This window comes from Emcibacter sp., assembly GCF_963675455.1.
Taxonomy (GTDB): Bacteria; Pseudomonadota; Alphaproteobacteria; order Sphingomonadales; family Emcibacteraceae; genus Emcibacter.
Genome location: NZ_OY776217.1, coordinates 522,029 through 541,964, shown reverse-complemented (window position 1 = coordinate 541,964; position 19,936 = coordinate 522,029). Strand labels below are relative to the sequence as shown.

Genomic DNA, 19,936 nt, shown 5'->3' with positions numbered 1-19,936 from the left:
ATTCTATCGAGAGCTTTTCCAATAGTCCCTGTTCAAGCCTGTCCAGGCAGGTTACACTGGTTTTGCGATGACAGTTACAATCGGTCAATATCAGAGCAACATCTAGATGGCAGTGCTTTCTTCCTTTCTTGGCAGTCTTCCCCTGACGCTTAATCTTTTATTGTTTTGCGTCCTGGCGGCAGTTATATGGATTACCGGCACCCGTTTGTCTTATCTGGTTGATGCCCTGGCGGAACATACCAAAATCGCCCGGGCCCTGATGGGGCTTGGGATATTGGCGGTGATTACCGAACTGCCGGAAATGGTCACCACGGTAACAGCGTCGATTGAAGGAAATGCGGTGCTGGCGCTGAACAATATGTTCGGCGGCATCAGCATGCAGACGGCCATCCTGTCCGTTGCCGACCTTTTTGCCATTCATGCGGCGTTGACCACCTATCCCCGAAAACCGACGCCGGTGATCGAGGGCTTGTTCCTGATCCTGATGCTGACGAGCCTGCTTATTATTTTTATGACCGGTGACGTGGCCCTGTTCGGCAGTGTTGGATTGGCAAGTGTTTTTCTGGCCGGTTTTTATCTTTTGTCCATTTTCATCATCCAGAGATTTGTCACCCTTGAAGTGTGGATGCCGGTCGATCTGCCGAACCCGGAAGAGGAAGAAGAGGTAAATCATGACAATCACTATGGTCATCTTCCTTTTCAAAGCCTGACGATGGGTATAGCTCTTGCCTCGCTCATTATCCTGGTTGTTGGTGTTTTGTTGACCCATACGGCCGAGGTGCTGGCGGTACAGACAGGTCTGGGCAGCAGCTTTATCGGTGTGACTTTGCTGGCGGCAACAACTTCACTGCCGGAACTCAGCACCACCATCGCCGCTGTGCGCATCCGCGCCTATACCATGGCCGTGTCCAATATTCTGGGCAGCAACCTGATCATGGTATTTCTGATCCTTCCTGCCGATCTGTTCTACAGGCCCGGCCCGATCCTGAATGAAATTGACGCCTCGGCGGCCTTTGCCCTGGGCTCAGGCATTTTGGTGACAGCGATCTATTGTCTTGGCCTGTTGATCAGGAGAAAGAAGAAGATTTTCAAAATGGGGCTGGATTCAGCTCTGGTCCTGCTGGTTTATCTGGCCAGCCTCGGGGGCTTTTACTGGTACAGGTAGAGAGGGTGTCAGAAGGGTAAAATCTCGAGCAGTTTGAACAGCAACATACCGGCGCAACAGATAAATCCGAGAAGTGGTACCCACCAGTATGTCGTGAACAAGCCTTCCGGCGCGGGTGTGCCCGTCCATTTCAGTTTAAGCAGGGATGCATTGACCGCAGCAAAAACAAACAGAATGATGGCGCTGGTTGTTTTCGCCAGCGTAGTCAAATCCAGCACCAGCGAGAAAAACAGAACCATCCCGACGACAAAAACGGTGGACTGCAACGGCGTCCGGGTAAAGGGATTGATCCGGCAGAATATTTTGGGGGCCTCTCCCCCCCTGGCCATCCCGTGCAGGACCCGTGACCCCATGATAGCCTGGACAAGAATGCCGTTTATGGTGGCCAGGATGCTGATCAGGCCCAGAAGCCAGGGTGGCAGGACGTGATTGGAATACTGGATGATTGTTGCAAGCGGTGTGTTGCTTTGCGCCAGTTCTTCCGACGGGACAGTGAGGACAGCCGCCAGGGCCACAAGGACATAGAGTGTCATTGACAGGAAAATGCAGATGAGAATGGCCAAGGGTAAAGTTCGCCGGACCTTTTTGACCTCTTCGGCCACATTGACCATATCCTCGAAACCGATGAAGGTGAAAAAGGCGAGGAAGGCGCCGCTGAAAATAGTGCTCCAGACCGCCAGTGTGTTGCCGTCTGCCGAGGGAATCAACTCCGGCCAGCGCTGCTCGAGGGTTGCCAGTTTGTCTCCTGAGAAGACCACCACCAGAACCAGGCCGCCGACTTCGATGAGAGTGATGAGTGTCACCAGTGAGACCGATTCCCTGATGCCCCAGGCTGCAACGATTCCCAGCAGAAGGATGATCCCGGCCCTGAGCGGCAGTTCCGGCAGGTCGATAAAGTCATGGATAAACCCTGCGGTGGCGTTGGTCAGGGTGGCGGAGGAAACGATGCCGGTGAAAATGATCAGCCAGCCTACCAGCATGGAAAAATGTCGCTTCGAAAACCCGGCATCCACATAACGAACCTCGCCGGCGCTGAACGGATAGCGCCCGGACATTTCGGCGTAAGAGAAGGCGGTGACCAGGGCAATCGACGCCGAAAACAGGAAGGCCAGCGGCGCATACATGCCGGCAAGCCCGGCCACCTTGCCGGTCATGGCATAGATGCCGCCGCCGATAATGGTGCCGAGGCCGTAAAACACGAGGAGCGGCAGGTTGATACTGCGCCTGAGCTGGCCACTGTCGTCGTAGTCGGTTTTTCTCATTACTCTCTCTTCGGCATTGCCTGAATATAGCTTACAGGGAAAATGGCTGCAAAGGCAGGTCTTTTTGACCATAAAGTATGATGTCCCGGGGAGGGGTTAATGGTGGACAGAACAGGGGGCGGTCTGGTCTACTCGCCGACATGACTGTTCTGCAAAATGAGAGACCGACATGAGACCCAAGGGCAAGGGACAAAACGATTTCCTGTATTTCGACTATCCGACTTTTCCGTTCCACAGGCCGCCGGAAATGGATGGGCAAGAGGTCATTCATCCGGTGGTGATCGTCGGGGCCGGACCGGTCGGCCTGACGGCGGCCCTGGAGCTTGCCCGGCGCGGGGTCCGCTCTGTGGTGCTCGACGAGAAGGACACTCTGAATGACGGCAGCCGGGCGATCTGTATTTCTCGCAACAGTTTTGAAACCCTGCAGCAGCTTGATGTTGTCGAGCCTTTCCTCGATAAAGCTCTGGGCTGGACCCACGGCCAGTGTTTTTACCGGGACAAGATGATTTACCGGCTGGAAATGCCTCACTCCGGGGAAGAGCGTTTCCTGCCCATGTATAATATCCAGCAGCAATATATCGAGCAGTATCTGGTCGACAAGGCGGCGGACTATCCCGATCTGATCGACCTGCGCTGGCAAAGCCGGGTGACCGGGCTGAAGCGCAATTCCCAAGGGGTGACACTGAAGGTGGACACACCGGAAGGGGAATACGAACTCCAGTCTGACTGGCTTTTGGCGGCGGACGGGGCGCGGAGCCCTATCCGCAAAATGTGCGGCCTCAGGCTCAAGGGGGACAATCTGGAGGGCAACTATGTGATTGCCGACGTGCAGATGCAACATGATTTTCCCACTGAACGACGGTCATTTTTCCGCTCTTCCGCCAACCCGGATGCGACCATTCTGGTCCACAAACAGCCGGATAATATCTGGCGAGTGGATTATCAGTTGCAGGAAGGGGAAAGCGCCGAAGACGCCGTTCGGGAAGAGAATATCCGTCCGCGGGTGCAGGCGATCCTGGATATGATCGGGCACCAGGGTGACTGGAAACTGGAATGGTGGAGCATTTATACCGCCAATACCCTGTGCCTGGATGACTATCGTGATGGCCGGGTGATCTTTATCGGCGATTCCGCCCATATCGTGCCTATCTTCGGGGTCCGGGGCTTGAACAACGGTTTTGCCGATGCGGTCAATGCGGCCTGGAAACTGGCCTATGTCCTGAAAGGGGCAGCGCCGGAATGCCTGCTCGACAGTTATACGCCGGAACGGCGCGGCGCGACCCTGGATGTGTTTGCCAATGCCGGGAAAAGCGCCCGTTTCATGACTCCGCCGACGCCGGGTTATGCCCTGATGCGGGAGACGGTGCTGTCGCTGGCGGTGGATAATGACTTTGCGAAAAAATTTGCCGACCCGCGCCAGGTCCAGCCCTATACCTATGCGGACAGTCCGCTGACGGCTTTTCCTGAGCGGGACGTGGAGTTTGATGCCGGGCCCTCAGCCGGCTCCCCGGCCCTGAACCGGAAACTGGCCGAAGATGACTATCTCCTGGATCATCTGGGGCGTGGCTTTAGCGGTTTATATTTTTCTGACGACGGTAATGTGCCAGGGCAGATTGAAGAGCTGTTTGCCGAATTAAAGGTGGATGGTGATGCGTTCACGCCTGTTGTTCTGAACAGAGAAGATCACGCGTCCGCCTTTGCGGCCTATAATGCGCAATCGGGAACTTTCTATCTGATCCGGCCGGACCGGCATATTGCTGCTCGCTGGAAGGAGATTATTCCGCAGGAAGTAGAACAGGCACTTGCGGTCACTCTGGGAGGAACAGCATGACGGGAAAAACGAATATGCCGTTTGAAGAGCTGGAAAAAATCTATGACCGGCTGGCGGAAGCACTGGACAAGGCGGGCGAAGACAAGCATGCCCTTTTCCTGGCCAGGCTGGTGATGGTTCTTGCACAGCAAAGCGGGGATCCGGAAATGGTGCGCGAGGCCATCCGCAATGCATCGGATGGCCTGCCACAGGAATAACTGGAAAAGCCGACTTAACCTGCCAGGGCCAGTTTTCTGGTACCGGTTGCGCTGGCCCCGATCCGGTTCAGAAGATCCATTACCTGTCTGGAAGCGGCATCGGCCTCCCGGACGGCGGCAATTGCGCCGTCAATGTCTCCACCGTTAAACAGGCGCGAGGCGCGGATGCCGGCTTCATGAACGGCCCGATGCGGGTCCATCAGTCTGGCCCATTCGGGCAGGGCGGTCAGCGCATGGTCGGTTTGGGTGTCGTACCATTTGCCAAGACGGCAGCTGTGATGGTCAGCCAGTTCTTCCGGTGAGAGCGAAATACGTCCGGCAAGCATCTGCGCGAGTTTGCGCATCCAGATCATATGATCGGACTTCGCAGCAAAGATGGTGGCGGTCCTGCCGCCCCTGCTCATCAGGTCATTGATGCTTTCCACAATGGGAGCTTCCGTGGCTTCAAGAATGTCGATCACCTGGTTTACCTTGCTGACGTTGGAGGCGCTCATCCGGGCAATGGTTGTTGCACCTTCGGAGACTTCACTGACGCTATGTGTCTGGCGCTGCAGGATATGCTTGATTTCCGTCATCCTGCGGCTGACATTGTCGACCTGATCTGAAATTCTGGTCATTTCCAGGGTCGAGGCGTCAATCACCTCTTTGCCGGTAGCAGCTTTTTTATTTCCTTCACTCATGGCCGACACAATTGCGGCCATTTCGCCGCGCAGGTTGTCAATCCGGTTGCGGATGGTTTCGGTAGCGTCTGCAGTTTGACGGGCAAGATTTTTCACTTCGTTGGCGACTACGGCAAAGCCTTTACCGGCTTCGCCGGCGCGGGCGGCCTCGATGGTGGCGTTCAGCGCCAGAAGGTTGGTCTGTTTTGCAATGACCTCAATGTCCTTGACGATCTTGCCGATGTCTTCCGAGGCACTGGAAAGGTCATTCACCTTTGATGCCGCATGTTGAACGGAATCGGCAATTTCTATCATGGTAGTCTGCGCCGTCCGGGCGGCTTTCAGGCCGCTTGTGGCGCTTTCAGACACCACAGAAACATCACGGGCTGCGCCATTGGCGCTTTCTGAGATCTTGTCAACGGAAGCTGTCAGTGTGCCTACGGCTTTCGTTATGGACTGGGACTGGACGTCGACTTCCTTGATTTCCCGCATCATCTCAGCAACGCCGGCAACCCCCTGATTGGCTGTCACAGACATCTGAACCGTTCGGTTCAGATTCTTTTCCACGCGACTGATGTTTAGATCCGCAATCTGCCTGATAAGTCTGGAAACGGAGCAGGACCCTTCCGGAACCTGATCAAACTTTCCCTCCAGGATAAAGGTGAGAGACTGTTCAATGGCCTCCCGGTTATTATTATTTTCCATAAAATACTTCTCAAAAAAGCTACTCATTACTAGGTGATAGAATATTTAGGAAATATCCCATAAGAAATGGTTAATGTTCTGAAATAAAGGGGGGAAATCAACCGGGTGGCTGGATGTGGTTGGGCTCTAGAGGCCGCGCTGTGGTTGTTTTACAGGCGTTTCCCGAGAGACCAGTTTGAAAATTTCGTTGAGCATAATCAGCCCCAGAGCCAGCCCGAATAGCTGCAGCCATGTAACCGGTGCGATTGGTGTGATCTCCAGAATTTTCTGCATAAACGGAATATGCATGGCTGAGGTATGCAGGGCCTGGGTGGCAAAGACGGCGCCTATGACCCACCAGTTGGCGGCAAAGGGTATCCTGAAAACGGAGCGTGTTTCGCTGCGGGCATTCAATACATGGGCATTCTCGAACAGGATCATGGTCAGAAGAGTCATGTTGCGGGCTTGGAATTCATCCAGGCCGAGATAATTAAGTGAAAACCAGAACACCCCGCAGGCGGCAATACCGATATAGAGGCCGTGGACTCCGATCTGCCTGAGCATACGGTGGTTGAAAATACCCTCTGTTGTGGGTCGCGGAGGCTGCTGCATCAGGCCGGGCTCTCCTTTTTCCACGGCCAAAGCCACATCCTGGATGCCGTTGGACACCAGATTAAGCCAGAGGAGCTGGATGGCAGTCAGCGGCAGGGGAAGGCCGATCATCAGGCTGAGCAGGAACAGGATGATTTCCCCGAGGCCGGTGGTGAGCAGGAGATACACCACCTTGCGCACATTGGCGTAGGCAACCCGTCCTTCCTCTATGCCGTCGACGATGGAGGCAAAGTTGTCATCGGTGATGATCAGGTCGGACGCATTGCGGGCCATGTCGGTACCGCCCAGTCCCATAGCTACACCGATATGTGCATCGCGCAAAGCCGGTGCATCATTGACCCCGTCTCCGGTGACAGCGACAAAATGTCCGGCTTCCATGGCGGCCTTGACAATTTCCCGTTTCTGTAGCGGTTCCACACGGGCAAAAACTTTTGCTTTCAGGATTTGTTCCTGCAGCAGGGTGCGGTCATTTTGCAGGGCTTTCAGTTCGTCTCCCGTAATGACATCCTCCATTGAGGTGGCGATGCCCAGCTCCCGGCTGATCGCCAGAGCCGTGGCCGGATGGTCGCCGGTAACCATCCTCACATCCACGCCGGCGTGCCGACAGCGGGCTACGGCATTGGGGACTTCCGGGCGAACCGGGTCAATCAGGCCCACGAGTGCAATAAACTGAAGATTTTTGAGGTTCTGTTCGGTGGGAGACTCAACTTTACCCCCGGCGATGGCCAAAACCCGGTACCCTTCGGCCGCCATTCGATCGGCCTCGGCCAGCCAGCTGCCGTGATCGGCTGTGCACATTTTCGCCAGGGCTTCGGGAGCGCCTTTTACAGCGGCCAGGGTCTGGCTGCCGAACTTGTGGAAAGTGGCGGCATAGCGACGCTGGGCATCAAAGGGGATTGAGGCTGTTTTTGCAAAATGCCGGAGCAGGGCATTCTGATGCAGACCGATTTTCCGGGCAAATCGGATGAAGGCAATATCAACGCTGTCCCCGGTCAGGGGTTCGGCGTCTTCCACGGTGTCATTACACAAGGCGGCGACGGCGCCGGCCCGCCACAGAAACTTGTCACGCTCTTCTAGCTCCTCGCCGGTCAGATCATAGGAAGCGCCATTCGCCAGCCAGATCTTTGTTACACTCAGCCGGTTCTGGGTCAGGGTGCCGGTTTTATCGCTGAGGATCAGACTGCAGGCGCCCAGACCTTCTGCCGCCGGCATCTGACGGACAATTACATTCTTGCGGGCCATACGGTGCATGCCTGCGGCCAGGGCGACTGTGACCGCAACCGGCAGGCCTTCGGGCACAGCGGCCACGGCCAGGGCGACCACCAGCATGAAAATGGAAACCAGGGGTTCGCCTTCCAGATACAGATACCCACCTAGTCCCAGCATCACAAGAACGGTAAACATCATCAGGCGCCGGGAAAATCTTTCCATGCGTTCGATCAGGGGCGGGCGGGCAGCCTCCTTGACCGTCAGGGCTTCGGCAATATTCCCCAATGCCGTTAGCATGCCGGTGGCGACCACAATGCCGGTTCCAGTTCCGGTTTCCAGTTCGCTCCCCGCATGGAGCATATTTGTCCGGTCTCCCAAAACAAGTTTCTCGGGCAGGCATTTTCCGGGAATTTTGCCGATGGGTAGTGACTCGCCGGTCAACAGGGATTCATTGGCTTTCAATTCATGCCCTGTAAGTATCCGGATATCGGCTGCGATCTTTTGTCCCGCTTCCAGTTTGGTGATGTCACCAGGGACCAGTTGAGTACTGTCAATTGCCTGCCAGTGGCCGTCGCGGAGAACCTGGGTGCGGGTGCGCACCAGGCTCTGCAATGCTTTGGCGCTTTCTTCTGCCCGCCATTCCTGAAAGGCGCCAATCACGGCATTGAAACCAAGTACCCCGAATATGAAATAGGCATCCACATGCTCTCCGATCACATAGGCCAGAAGAGCGGCAATCAGCAACAGGTAGACAAGGGGATTGAAAAACTGGCTGAGAATGATCTGCCAGAGTTTCTTGACGTCCCCTTCAGGCAGAAGATTGGGGCCGTATTTTTTCAGCCGGACATCGACTTCATTACTGGAAAGCCCCGACGGAGAACTGACAAGTTTTTCCAGTATGCCTTTTTCCTCCAGGCTATGCCAGGGGGTGGTATATTGCTCCAGGACGGATCGGGATTCGGGAAACATATCTGTCAATATCTCTGTCTTGGTTACCTGCTGGATCAACTGAAGTTTCTCTCGATATAGTCCCGATAGAACAATAGCTGTCGGGGCAACATGCGGGAATCATTCAGAACCTTTGACATGACAATCCCACCTTCCACTGGCGTTGTAAAGAGGCCGGCGAGCCTGGAGGGAGCTATTGGATAGCTGGTGGGTGCTGCGGCACCGACTATCGCCATGTGGCGGAAATCTGTCGGCACCTGCAGCTATAATTTTACCAGTCCGGATCGTCCGGATGTGGTCCCGGTGGGTTAGCCGACCGAGACCATAAAGTCGTTGACCTCTCCCTCCAGGATCTGTGATGTGGAGGACAAAGAGCCGACGGCTGCATTCAGGTCCTGGGCAATGGCGCCGGTCTGCGAGGCGACATTGCTTACTTCCTTGAGCTGATTTAACATCTGGTCGGTGATTGTCGCTGCCATTTGTGCGCTTCGGCTGATTTCATTCGTGGCGGCTGTCTGTTGGGTAACGGCGCTCGCAATTCCCTGCGTGGTTTCGTCAATACCATTAATCCTGCTGCCGATCTTGCCGATGGCTTCGACAGTTTGGCGGGTAACCTCCTGAATGCTGGTAATCTGGTTCGCTATTTCATCGGTTGCTTCGGATGTCTTCTTGGCCAGTCCCTTCACTTCATTGGCAACAACGGCAAAACCTTTTCCGGCTTCCCCTGCCCGTGCGGCCTCGATGGTGGCGTTCAACGCCAGCAGATTGGTCTGATTGGCGATATCCGTAATGATACTGAGGACGTTTCCGATCTGTTCGGCCGCAGAGGTCAGTTCCTTAACGGACTCGCTGGTTCGGGCAACATCCGTTACGGTTTCCTGGACGGCCTTGCTGGAACGTTCTGTCTGGGCACTGATTTCAGAAATCGAACTTGTCAGTTCTTCAGCCGCACTTGCCACCGTGTTGACATTGGTCATTGTGGAGTTGGCGGACTTCAGGGCTTCTTCACAGGTATCTCTTGTCTGACCGGCACTCTGTGACATGCTGTCCGTCTTGGGCGCCATTTCAGTGGTGCTTTCAATGACTGTTTTTACATTGCCGACAAATTTTTCGGCCATGGTCCGGAAACTGACATTCTGGTCGCTGATGGTCTGCAGGGTGGAGTTGATGTTTCCGGCATGGCGCTTGAATTCGCCCTGCAGGCCCTCGGGCAGCACCCGGCGGAAATATTTTTTGTCGCGAACTGCCGTCAGGGAGGCGCCGGCTTCCCGCATATAGGCGTCAATCACGTCAAGCATATGGTTGATCTTGTGGAAGAACTCGCCTGTTCTGCCGGACATGTCGCTTTTTACAATCCGGGCTTCCATATTGCCCAGGGCGACCTGTGTACAGACTTCCATGGCTTCTTCGAGGGAAAAATCATTGCTGTCTGCTGTATTTATTTTCTCTGCCAGCCTGGTAACGGAAGCAGCCAGCGAAGTTGCGAGGGGATGTTCCTGCACTTTCGGAGGTGCGAGATGACCGGGGCCTTCCGCCGCAGCATTGCAATAGTTGATGATTTGCTTGATATCTTCGGCGGAAATTGCGTCATTGACGGCTTTTCCACCCGACATAAATTTACTTACTAATCCCATTTTTTTTACTCTGCTTCACAGTTGTTTTATTGTTATCTATCGCTTTCCGGTTGATCAGCCGGCCCTGCCGTACTGATCAATTCAGCGAGAAAATAAACTCGTCATACTCGACATTTCTGTCCTGAAGCATGTTGCTCAGATGGGCCCTGGCTTTTGCCATGCCGTCCTTGGGGTTTGTTTCGCGGTTTTCAATTGCCAGGAGCTCGCCATAAACATCTTCCATGACGGAGACATTCTTTTTTTGCGGAAGTCTGCGGTTGGAATGATACCCTGTCAGGTTGGCATTGACGTCATAGCAGGGGACCATGTGGGCCAGTACCCAGTAATGGTCACCGTTTTTGCACATGTTCTTGACGTAGGCAAAAATTTCGTTGCCCTGCTTGATGGTTTCCCAGGCCAGATCAAAAATGCTTCTCGGCATGTCCGGGTGGCGGATAATATTATGGGGCTGTCCCAGCAGTTCAGTCCTGGTGAACCCGGACAATTCCTCAAAAAGTTGATTCATATAAGTGATTTTACCTTTGAGATCGGTCTTGCTCACGATGATCTCATTTTCGCCAAACGTGCGCTCCTGGCCCGTTGGCGAGACAGACGGTCTCGACATAAACTAAACTCCTTACATATACTACATAGCGATTTCTGGTTATACGGGTCCCTTGATTTTTTAGATTTTCTTAAATGTGCCAGGGGAATCCGAAACCGTTTTTATCTTCTCCCGAGAAATTATTTTTCCTTTTACCCGGGAGGTATGCTGTCCCTATTTTTCGAATAGAATGAATATAATTAGCACCATTATATTAAAATTAGATTAAATGCGAAATTAACGGTAATCTAATGGAAATGATGGGGTGAGGAGGAAGAAAGATAAAGCTGCCGCAGATAACAGAACAAAGTAAGTCAAACGGGGACCGGTAGGGATCGGCCCCTTTTTGTGCTCAGGATTCTTAATAATAATATCTATTTAACACTTTACAATATTGATATATGATATATATAAATATTACGAACTATAAAAAATAGAGAGTGTTGTCATGAGAGAGATTTATACCGAGGAATCTGAGCGGCCGGTTGTCCGGCAGTACCTGCGGATCGGCGAACAGGCACCGGCCTTTACGGCCCGGACCACAATGGGCGTTAAGTCACTGGATGACTATAGAGGAAAATGGCTTGTGCTCTTTTCCCATCCGGCGGATTTCACACCGGTTTGCACGTCCGAGTTCATTGCCTTTGAAAATGCGGCGAAGGAATTCCGGCGCCGGGACTGCGAACTGCTGGGCCTGTCTGTGGACAGCATTTTTGCCCATCTCGCCTGGATGCAGAATATCGAGGACAAGTTCGGGGTTGCCATCAGCTTTCCGATTATCGAGGACCTGTCCATGGTTATTGCCGAGGCCTATGGCATGATTAACGAAAGTTCGACCAGCACGGCAACGGTGCGTTCGGCCTTTTTTATCGATCCTGACGGAATTGTCAGGGCATTGGTTCATTATCCCATGACTGTGGGGCGGTCAGTGGATGAAATACTCAGGGTACTATGTGCGCTACAGGCAACTGCAGAAGACAACCTGGCCGCCCCCGAGGGATGGAAACCGGGTGAGCGTTTGCTCAAGGCGCCGCCTATTACCATCGATAGCATGAAGCGGCGCCTGTCAGCTGACGTGGGAGAACAGGCCAAAGACTGGTATTATTCAGAGGCTTTGGAATGAACAGAACCGAGAATCTTGATACGTTGCGAAACCGTGCCGGGGAAATCTCCGCCCTTCTAAAGGTTCTCTCGCATCCCAACCGGCTATTGATTGCCTGTGAGTTGATGGAGGGAGAGCGGTCTGTCAGCGAGATCGAACAGAATACCGGGGTTCGGCAGCCGGGTTTGTCCCGGGAGCTGGCTCGCCTCAGGGAGCAGGGACTGGTGATTACCAACCGTGAGTCAAAAGCGGTGTTTTACCGGTTGTCAGATCAAAGACTCAGCGACCTGATTTCGGCACTTTGTGCGACTTGTGCCGAGGGACAATGCATACCGTCAGCTTTTGAGGAAGCACACGAGCGTTCGGCGGGATCGGAAGAAAGTGCAACAGAATTTGCCTCGGTGGGCAGCAGGAGTACTGCCCGGCGTGGCAGCCGGGTGAGGATCAAACCGGACCCGTATCGGAAAAACTAGGATAACAGCCCCGGAAGGGCGAAAGGAGTTATTGAGATGAAACCGGATGTACAGGCATTTTTTGATGAATATACTTTTACAGTGAGCTATGTGGTCAGCGACCCGAAAACGTCAAAGTGCGCCATTGTGGATTCCGTGCTGGATTATAATCCCAACTCATCCCGCACCAATACAGACTCCGCTGACCGGATCATCGACTTTGTCCGTGCCGAAGGGCTTGAGGTAGAGTGGATTCTGGAAACCCATGTCCATGCGGATCACCTGTCCGCAGCGCCATACCTGAAGGAGAAGCTTGGCGGCAGGCTGGCCATCGGTTCTCATATCCTTATTGTACAGGAAACTTTTGGAAAAATATTCAATGCCGGCGGCGAGTTCGAGCGTGACGGCAGCCAGTTTGACGTCCTGTTTGAAGATGGCGCGGTCTTCCAGATCGGCTCCCTGACGGCAACGGCAATCCATACACCTGGCCATACCCCGGCCTGCATGACCTATGTGGTGGGTGATGCCGCCTTTGTCGGCGATACGCTGTTTATGCCCGATTACGGCACGGCCCGAGCCGATTTTCCCGGCGGCGATGCGCGGCAGCTTTATCGTTCTATCCAGAAGGTTTTCGCCCTGCCGGACGAGACCCGACTGTTCATGTGCCACGACTACAAGGCGCCGGGACGGAACAACTATCTGTGGGAGACCACGGTGGCGGTGGAAAAGTCATCCAACGTTCATGTGCATGAAGGCATTAGTGAAGATGAGTTTGTGAAAATGCGCACTGAGCGGGACAAGACCCTGGATATGCCGAGGCTGATTCTGCCGTCCGTGCAGGTCAACATGCGGGCCGGCGAACTGCCGCCGGCGGAAGACAATGGAGTGCAGTACCTCAAGTTACCTGTAAATACCCTTTAACCCCCCTAAGACATTAAAATTGAAAGGAATATATCATGGAAGATACTCAGGAAAACGTTCGCCCGGCGATGCCGGAACTCAATAAAAGGGCACCAAATTTTGATGCCAAAACAACACATGGTCCCAAAACCCTGGATGATTACAAGGGGCGCTGGTTGATTTTGTTCTCTCATCCGGCTGACTTTACCCCGGTGTGTACCACAGAATTCATGGGCTTTGCCAACCGCTATGACAAGTTCCAGGCCTTGAATTGTGACCTGCTTGGTCTGTCCATTGACAGTAACTATGCCCACATCGCCTGGGTGCGGAATATCAAGGAAAAGTTCGACGTAGACATTCCCTTCCCCATCATCGAGGATTTGTCCATGAACGTGGCCAACGCCTATGGCATGATTCAGCCGGGCGCAAGTGATACCTCAGCGGTAAGGGCAACCTTCATCATCGATCCGGAAGGCGTCCTGCGGGCCATGGTTTATTATCCCATGAGCAACGGCCGCTCTATCGATGAATTTGTACGTCTGCTGGAAGCCCTGCAGACAAGCGATGCCAATGGGGTTGCGACGCCGGAAAACTGGAAGCCGGGTGAAAAAGTGATCGTTCCGCCACCGCAAACTGCGGCTGCTGCAGAAACCCGGTCCGGTGAAGGTTACGAGTATACGGATTGGTATTTCAGCAAGAAAGACCTCTAGCACATTATACTTTCCGGCAGGACGGTTTTGATACTTCCTGCCGGAAAATTTCCAGAAAGTTTATTATCAGGGAATTTGCCATGAGCATCAGAAAACTGAATGAAAAAGTCGCTGTCAGTCCCCAGCTTACTGTCGCCGATATCGAGGCGGCCGCAGCCCAGGGTTATAAAACAGTCATTAACAACCGTCCCGACCAGGAAGGTCCCGGCCAGCCATCTTCGGATGATCTGAAGGCCGTCGCCGAGAAGCACGGCATGAACTATTACCATATTCCTGTGGTGCCGGGACAGATTTCCGACCAGCAGGTGGAAGAATTCGGCAAGGCCGTGGAAGGCTGCAGCGGGCCGGTGCTGGCCTTCTGCAAGTCCGGCACCCGGGCGGCCTGTCTCTGGGCCCTGTCAGAAGCGGCCAACGAGGACCCGGACGCCATCCTCAGCGCCTGTAACAGCGCAGGATATGACCTTTCCGGCCTGGCGCCGCGTATTCGCGCCTGTTCCGGTCCTGAGTGCAAGGACTAAATACCACACCTGAAACAATCGCGGGATAATTAAATGTCAGGGCTGAGTCGATATTTCCCGGTTTTGGACTGGGGCCGCAGCTACAGCCGGGGTCTTCTGCTGGACGACCTTGTAGCGGCGGTGATCGTTACCATCATGCTGATTCCCCAGTCGCTGGCCTACGCCCTGCTCGCCGGTCTGCCGCCGGAAGTGGGACTTTATGCCAGTATCCTGCCGCTGGTGGCCTATGCCCTGTTCGGGACCAGCCGGGCGCTGGCGGTGGGGCCGGTGGCGGTGGTCTCTCTGATGACGGCGACGGCAGTCGGCCGGATTGCCCAGACGGGCTCGCCCGAATATCTGGCGGCGGCTTTGACCCTGGCGTTCCTGTCCGGCGGGTTTCTGGTCCTGATGGGGTTGTTCCGGGCCGGGTTCCTCGCCAATTTCCTCAGCCATCCGGTGATTTCCGGTTTTATCACCGCGTCCGGTATCATCATCGCGGCGAGTCAACTCAAGCATATTTTCGGTATTGCGGCCTCGGGCCATAACCTGCTGGAAATCGTCGTTTCCCTGATCGAGCATCTGCAGCACCTCAATCCCTATACAGTGTCCGTCGGCGTGGCAGCGACCCTGTTTCTTTTCTGGGTGCGCAAGGGACTGAAACCGTTTTTGATGCGTCTGGGCCTGGGTGAGCGCTTGGCGGATATCCTGGCCAAGGCGGGCCCTATCGGTGCCGTGGCTCTTTCGATCCTCGCTGTATTGTTCTTCGGGCTCGGGGAAAAGGGCGTGGCCATTGTCGGCGATATTCCCACCGGCCTGCCGCCCCTGACCCTGCCGCATTTCGATATGGACCTGTGGAGCAGCCTGATAGGTTCCGCCGTCCTGATCAGCATCATCGGTTTTGTGGAATCCGTCTCCGTGGCCCAGACCCTGGCGGCCAAACGGCGCCAGCGTATTAATGCGGACCAGGAATTGATCGGGCTCGGCGCGGCCAATATTGCAGCCGGTGTGTCCGGCGGCTATCCGGTGACCGGCGGTTTTGCCCGCTCGGTGGTCAATTTTGATGCCGGCGCCCGTACACCGGCGGCGGGGGCCTATACTGCTGTCGGTATCTGTCTCGCCGCCCTGTTCCTGACCCCGCTGCTGTTTCACCTGCCCACGGCGACTTTGGCTGCCACGATCATTGTGGCGGTGTTGTCACTGGTTGATTTCCGCCTGCTGGGCCAGACCTGGCGCTATTCCAAAAGCGATTTCCTGGCCATGCTGGCGACCATCCTCGGCACCCTGGGGCTGGGGGTCGAAGTGGGCGTGGTGCTGGGCGTCGGTCTGTCGATCCTGCTGTTTCTCTACCGCACCAGCCGGCCCCATTGCGCCATCGTCGGCCAAGTGCCGGGCACCGAACATTTCCGCAATGTAAATCGCCATCAGGTGTTGACCAGCAAGGAACTGGTGACGCTCCGGATCGATGAAAGCCTGTATTTCGCCAATGCCCGTTTTCTGGAGGACCGTATATACGAACTGGTGGCTGCACAGCCGGAAATCCGCCATGTAGTACTCATGTGCCCGGCGGTCAATGATATTGACGCCAGTGCGCTCGAAAGCCTTGAAGCGATCAATCATCTGCTCAAGGACGCCGGGGTCAAATTCCACCTGTCCGAAGTCAAGGGACCGGTCATGGACCGGCTGAAAAAGTCACATTTCCTTGACGACCTGACCGGGGAGGTTTTCCTCAGCCAGTTTGACGCCATGCATGCTCTGGCGCCGGAACTGGCTGCGATGGCGGCAAGGTCGCTGAAGAACCGGGAAAATGAAGCCACCCGTCAACGCACCGGTTTCGATCCGTCCATTTAACTTACGCCAGACCCCTGTGGAGACTGACGTAAACCAACTGACCAACAGGGTACGAAAATGTTAGAATTATTTGATGCCACAATGCTCGCACGGGTGCAGTTTGCCTTCACCGTTGCGTTTCATATCGTGTTTCCGGCCTTTACCATCGGGCTGGCCAGTTATCTGGCCGTGCTGGAGGGGTTATGGCTTTTTACCGGGCGCGATGCCTATATCCGCCTGTTTCGCTACTGGATGAAGATTTTTGCCGTTGTGTTCGGCATGGGGGTCGTGTCTGGTATCGTCATGAGTTATCAGTTCGGCACCAACTGGAGCGTGTTTTCCGACAAGGCCGGATCGATCATCGGCCCGCTTCTGGGCTATGAAGTACTATCAGCCTTCTTTCTCGAAGCCGGCTTCCTCGGCATTATGCTGTTCGGCATGAACCGGGTCGGCAAGAAACTGCATTTCCTGGCCACCTTGGTGGTGGCGGCGGGCACGCTGTTTTCCGCTTTCTGGATTCTGTCGGTGAATAGCTGGATGCAGACCCCGACCGGTTATGCCCTGAACGAGGCCGGACAGTATATCCCGGCCGACTGGTTCGAGATTGTCTTTAACCCGTCTTTCCCTTACCGGTTGGTGCATATGGTGCTGGCTGCATATCTGACTACGGCCTTTGTGGTCGGCGCGGTCGGGGCCTGGCACCTGTTGAAGGACAAAACCCGGGAAACCCCGAAAATCATGCTGTCCATGGCCATGTGGATGGCAGTGATCGTGGCGCCGCTGCAGATCTTGGCCGGTGACATGCACGGGCTCAATACGCTGGAGCATCAGCCGGCCAAAGTGGCGGCCATGGAGGGGCATTTCGAGTCCTATGACGGGGCACCGCTGATCCTGTTCGGCTGGCCGGACATGGAAGCTGAAGAAACCAGATATGCGCTGGAGATCCCCAAGCTCGGCAGCATGATTCTGACCCATGACTGGGACGGTCATATTAAGGGGCTCAAGGAGTGGGCGCCGGAAGACCGGCCCTATGTGCCGATCGTGTTCTGGGCGTTCCGGGTCATGGTCGGGCTCGGTTTCCTGATGGCCTTCGTCGGTCTTGCGGCACTGGTGCTGCGTTTCCGGGGCAAACTCTTTGACTGCCCCCTGTTCCATCGCCTGGCGGTGGTGATGGGGCCAACCGGCTTCATCTGTGTGCTGGCGGGCTGGATTGTTACCGAGGTGGGACGGCAGCCTTGGACCATCTACGGCCTGTTGCGCACTGAAGACTCGGTGTCGCCGGTGGACCTGCCGGCGGTGTCCACATCGCTGGCCCAGTTCGCCATTGTCTATTTCATCGTCTTTGGTTTCGGTGTCTACTATCTGTTCCGCATGTTCGCCAGACTGCCGAAGGGAGACGAGCCGCAACCTGTGGATCGCAGTCCGGTCCGGGCGGCGGGCACAACCCCGGCCATGGCGGTCGATCCCGATGCCATGATCCGTGACAAGAAACCGGAAGGAGACAAATAATGTTGGATCTCGCCTTTATCTGGGCCATGCTTCTGGCTCTCGCTATCCTGATCTATGTGATCCTGGACGGTTTTGATCTTGGTGTCGGAATACTGTTTCCCTTCCTGAAAAGGGGCAAGGAACGGGACATAGCCATGAGCAGCATTGCGCCGGTCTGGGACGGAAACGAAACCTGGCTGGTGCTGGGCGGCGGCGGGTTGTTCGCCGCCTTCCCGCTGGCATATGCCGTGCTGATGCCGGCCTTTTACACGCCGATCATTATCATGCTGCTGGGATTGGTGTTCCGCGGTGTCGCCTTCGAGTTTCGCTGGCGTGACGCTGCCCACGAAAAAGCCTGGGATTATGGTTTTGCCCTGGGGTCGCTTGGCGCCAGCCTGTGCCAGGGTATCGTGCTCGGCGCCTTCATCCAGGGTGTTGCCGTGGAGGGACGGGCCTATGCCGGCGGCTGGTTCGACTGGCTCACCCCCTTCAGCATTGCAACCGGTGTCGCCCTGGTAGCGGGCTATGCCCTGCTCGGCGCCGGCTGGCTGATCCTCAAGACCGAGGGTGCCCTGCAGGACAGGGTTTATAGGTATGCCCTGCCGCTGGCTTTGCTTACCCTGGTGTTTATCGGCGCGGTCAGTCTGTGGACGCCGTTCCTGTCTGAAGAAATCAGCAACCGCTGGTTTGCCAGCGGCCATCTCATCTGGCTCTGGCCGGTACCGGTGCTTGTAGTAGTGCTTGGTCTAGCCCTGTTATGGAGTGTGAGGACACGCCGGGAAAAGCTCCCTCTGCCGCTGGCGCTGGGCCTCTTTCTGCTCTCCTACATCGGTCTTGGTATCAGTCTGTTTCCCTATGTGGTGCCGCGCGCGATCACGCTGTGGGAGGCGGCGGCCGACCCTTCCAGCCTGTCCTTCATGCTGGTGGGGGCTGTTGTCCTTTTGCCGCTGATCCTGGCCTATACCGGTTATGCCTATTGGGTGTTCCGGGGCAAGGCCAGTGAAGAGGACCACTATTGATGACCACCCATGACAATGAGAACCCGCAGGTCGCAACCGGGCGCAAATTGCTCTGGTTTGTCGGCCTGTGGCTGGCAGGTGTGGCAGTACTCGGCATCATTGCCTACGGGATAAGGGTGTTCATTAACTGACGCGTGACCGCTGCTCCCTTCTCCGTGTCTTTCCGCTTGCCCGGAAAGGGGCGAACAGGTACCGTTTGTTCAGTATTTTATACAATAAAGGGGTATCTGCAATGGCGCGGGATGTGCAGGAGATTTTCAAAGGGGTGTTTCCGGCGGTCACGACCCAGTTTGACGAGCGGGGCAATGTGGATCTTGAAGCCACCCGGCGGGTGATTGACGGCCTGGTCCGGGACGGGGTGCACGGCCTTGTGCTGATGGGCACCGTGGGGGAAAATAACTCGCTCAGGACCGAGGAAAAAGTCTCCCTGCTGGAAGCAGCCCGGAAGGTTGTCGACGGCCGGGTGCCGATCCTGTCCGGGGTTTCTGAATTTACCACCGAGGAAGCGCAGGACTATGTCCGTGCCGCCGAGCGCATCGGCATTGACGGCCTGATGGTGCTGCCGGCCATGGTCTATGTGCCGGACCAGTCGGAGCTGGAACAGCATTTCCGCCTGGTGGCGTCGGCCACCAGCCTGCCGATCATGCTCTATAACAATCCGGCCTCCTACCGGGTCAGCATTTCGCTGGACACCCTCGCACGGCTGGCCGATGTGGACAATATCGTCTGTATCAAGGAATCGGCCGAGGATACCCGCCGCTTCACCGACCTGATCAATGCTTGCGGGGAGAGGTTCATTGTTTTTGCCGGCCTTGATGACATGGCCTTCGAGGGGCTGGTACTGGGCGCCAAAGGATGGGTCTCGGGCCTGACCAACGCCTTTCCCCGGGAAAGCGTAGCCCTTTACGACTTGCTTGAGCGGGGCGAAATTGAAAAAGCGCGGGAGATTTATCGCTGGTTCATGCCGCTGCTGCATTTCGATTCCAAACCCAAGCTGGTGCAATATATCAAGCTTGCCGAGCAGGTCATGGAGCGGGGCTCCGAGCGGGTCCGCCTGCCGCGGATGATCCTGTCCGGGGCGGAGCGGCAAGACCTGATCACCACCGTTCGGAAGGCCGAGGAAATCCGGCCTGATCTGGACAGGCTGTCGGGGTAAG

The 19,936-nt window shown here is 55.5% G+C and carries 18 protein-coding genes; 13 read left to right on the top strand and 5 right to left on the bottom strand.

Going from position 1 to position 19,936, the window contains the following annotated elements; all coding sequences use genetic code 11:
* Window positions 1-106: 106 nt before the first annotated feature.
* Window positions 107-1,165 carry a hypothetical protein gene (locus ACORNT_RS02490; protein ID WP_321394907.1) on the top strand — a complete coding sequence of 353 codons (1,059 nt, stop codon included), beginning with the start codon at window positions 107-109 and terminating at the stop codon, window positions 1,163-1,165.
* Between the two features lie 8 nt (window positions 1,166-1,173).
* Here ACORNT_RS02490 and ACORNT_RS02485 read toward each other — a convergent pair whose 3' ends face one another.
* Window positions 1,174-2,427, bottom strand: coding sequence for an APC family permease (locus ACORNT_RS02485; RefSeq protein ID WP_321394905.1), 1,254 nt, complete (start codon window positions 2,425-2,427; stop codon window positions 1,174-1,176).
* A gap of 169 nt (window positions 2,428-2,596) precedes the next feature.
* Between ACORNT_RS02485 and ACORNT_RS02480 the strand changes: the two genes are divergently transcribed.
* Both ACORNT_RS02480 and ACORNT_RS02475 read left to right on the top strand, forming a co-directional pair.
* A complete protein-coding gene (locus ACORNT_RS02480; RefSeq protein WP_321394901.1) occupies window positions 2,597-4,258 on the top strand; it encodes an FAD-dependent oxidoreductase in 1,662 nt (553 codons plus the stop codon).
* Complete coding sequence (locus tag ACORNT_RS02475) at window positions 4,255-4,455, top strand: DUF2783 domain-containing protein (protein WP_321394898.1); 201 nt, start codon at window positions 4,255-4,257, stop codon at window positions 4,453-4,455. Before ACORNT_RS02480 ends, ACORNT_RS02475 begins: the two co-directional genes overlap by 4 nt.
* Before the next feature lie 14 nt (window positions 4,456-4,469).
* On the opposite strand, the gene ACORNT_RS02470 is transcribed toward ACORNT_RS02475, so the two are convergent.
* The 4 genes from ACORNT_RS02470 to ACORNT_RS02455 all read right to left on the bottom strand — a co-directional run bounded on the left by ACORNT_RS02470 (window position 4,470) and on the right by ACORNT_RS02455 (window position 10,805).
* The gene (locus ACORNT_RS02470; RefSeq protein WP_321394897.1) at window positions 4,470-5,819 is read right to left on the bottom strand and encodes a methyl-accepting chemotaxis protein; all 1,350 of its coding nucleotides are present in this window, start codon (window positions 5,817-5,819) and stop codon (window positions 4,470-4,472) included.
* Window positions 5,820-5,945: 126 nt separating this feature from the next.
* Window positions 5,946-8,588 carry a cation-transporting P-type ATPase gene (locus ACORNT_RS02465; protein WP_321398047.1) on the bottom strand — a complete coding sequence of 881 codons (2,643 nt, stop codon included), beginning with the start codon at window positions 8,586-8,588 and terminating at the stop codon, window positions 5,946-5,948.
* Between the two features lie 287 nt (window positions 8,589-8,875).
* Window positions 8,876-10,180 (bottom strand): methyl-accepting chemotaxis protein, encoded by a 1,305-nt coding sequence (locus tag ACORNT_RS02460; protein WP_321394893.1) that lies wholly within the window; start codon window positions 10,178-10,180, stop codon window positions 8,876-8,878.
* A 97-nt stretch (window positions 10,181-10,277) separates the two neighbouring features.
* Entirely contained in the window at window positions 10,278-10,805 is a 528-nt protein-coding gene (locus tag ACORNT_RS02455; RefSeq protein ID WP_321394888.1) for a PAS domain-containing protein, read from the bottom strand.
* Between the two features lie 427 nt (window positions 10,806-11,232).
* Here ACORNT_RS02455 and ACORNT_RS02450 point away from each other — a divergent pair, with 427 nt between their 5' ends.
* From ACORNT_RS02450 to ACORNT_RS02405, 10 genes are all read left to right on the top strand, one after another.
* A complete protein-coding gene (locus ACORNT_RS02450) occupies window positions 11,233-11,907 on the top strand; it encodes a peroxiredoxin (protein WP_321394885.1) in 675 nt (224 codons plus the stop codon).
* Window positions 11,904-12,359, top strand: a complete 456-nt coding sequence (locus ACORNT_RS02445) for a metalloregulator ArsR/SmtB family transcription factor (protein WP_321394882.1) — start codon at window positions 11,904-11,906, stop codon at window positions 12,357-12,359. The genes ACORNT_RS02450 and ACORNT_RS02445 overlap by 4 nt, the downstream gene beginning before the upstream one ends.
* Window positions 12,360-12,395: 36 nt before the next feature.
* Entirely contained in the window at window positions 12,396-13,259 is an 864-nt protein-coding gene (locus tag ACORNT_RS02440) for an MBL fold metallo-hydrolase (protein WP_321394879.1), read from the top strand.
* 35 nt (window positions 13,260-13,294) lie between these two features.
* A complete protein-coding gene (locus ACORNT_RS02435) occupies window positions 13,295-13,948 on the top strand; it encodes a peroxiredoxin (RefSeq protein WP_321394876.1) in 654 nt (217 codons plus the stop codon).
* 80 nt (window positions 13,949-14,028) lie between these two features.
* Entirely contained in the window at window positions 14,029-14,466 is a 438-nt protein-coding gene (locus tag ACORNT_RS02430) for a TIGR01244 family sulfur transferase (RefSeq protein WP_321394874.1), read from the top strand.
* A gap of 33 nt (window positions 14,467-14,499) precedes the next feature.
* Window positions 14,500-16,293 (top strand): SulP family inorganic anion transporter, encoded by a 1,794-nt coding sequence (locus ACORNT_RS02425; RefSeq protein WP_321394871.1) that lies wholly within the window; start codon window positions 14,500-14,502, stop codon window positions 16,291-16,293.
* A 57-nt stretch (window positions 16,294-16,350) separates the two neighbouring features.
* Window positions 16,351-17,781 carry a cytochrome ubiquinol oxidase subunit I gene (locus tag ACORNT_RS02420; protein ID WP_321394868.1) on the top strand — a complete coding sequence of 477 codons (1,431 nt, stop codon included), beginning with the start codon at window positions 16,351-16,353 and terminating at the stop codon, window positions 17,779-17,781.
* Window positions 17,778-18,779 carry a cytochrome d ubiquinol oxidase subunit II gene (cydB, locus tag ACORNT_RS02415; protein ID WP_420717533.1) on the top strand — a complete coding sequence of 334 codons (1,002 nt, stop codon included), beginning with the start codon at window positions 17,778-17,780 and terminating at the stop codon, window positions 18,777-18,779. Before ACORNT_RS02420 ends, cydB begins: the two co-directional genes overlap by 4 nt.
* Window positions 18,779-18,910 (top strand): DUF2474 family protein, encoded by a 132-nt coding sequence (locus tag ACORNT_RS02410; RefSeq protein ID WP_321394863.1) that lies wholly within the window; start codon window positions 18,779-18,781, stop codon window positions 18,908-18,910. The genes cydB and ACORNT_RS02410 overlap by 1 nt, the downstream gene beginning before the upstream one ends.
* A 101-nt stretch (window positions 18,911-19,011) precedes the next feature.
* Window positions 19,012-19,935 carry a dihydrodipicolinate synthase family protein gene (locus ACORNT_RS02405; protein ID WP_321394860.1) on the top strand — a complete coding sequence of 308 codons (924 nt, stop codon included), beginning with the start codon at window positions 19,012-19,014 and terminating at the stop codon, window positions 19,933-19,935.
* The last annotated feature ends 1 nt before the right edge of the window (window position 19,936 follow it).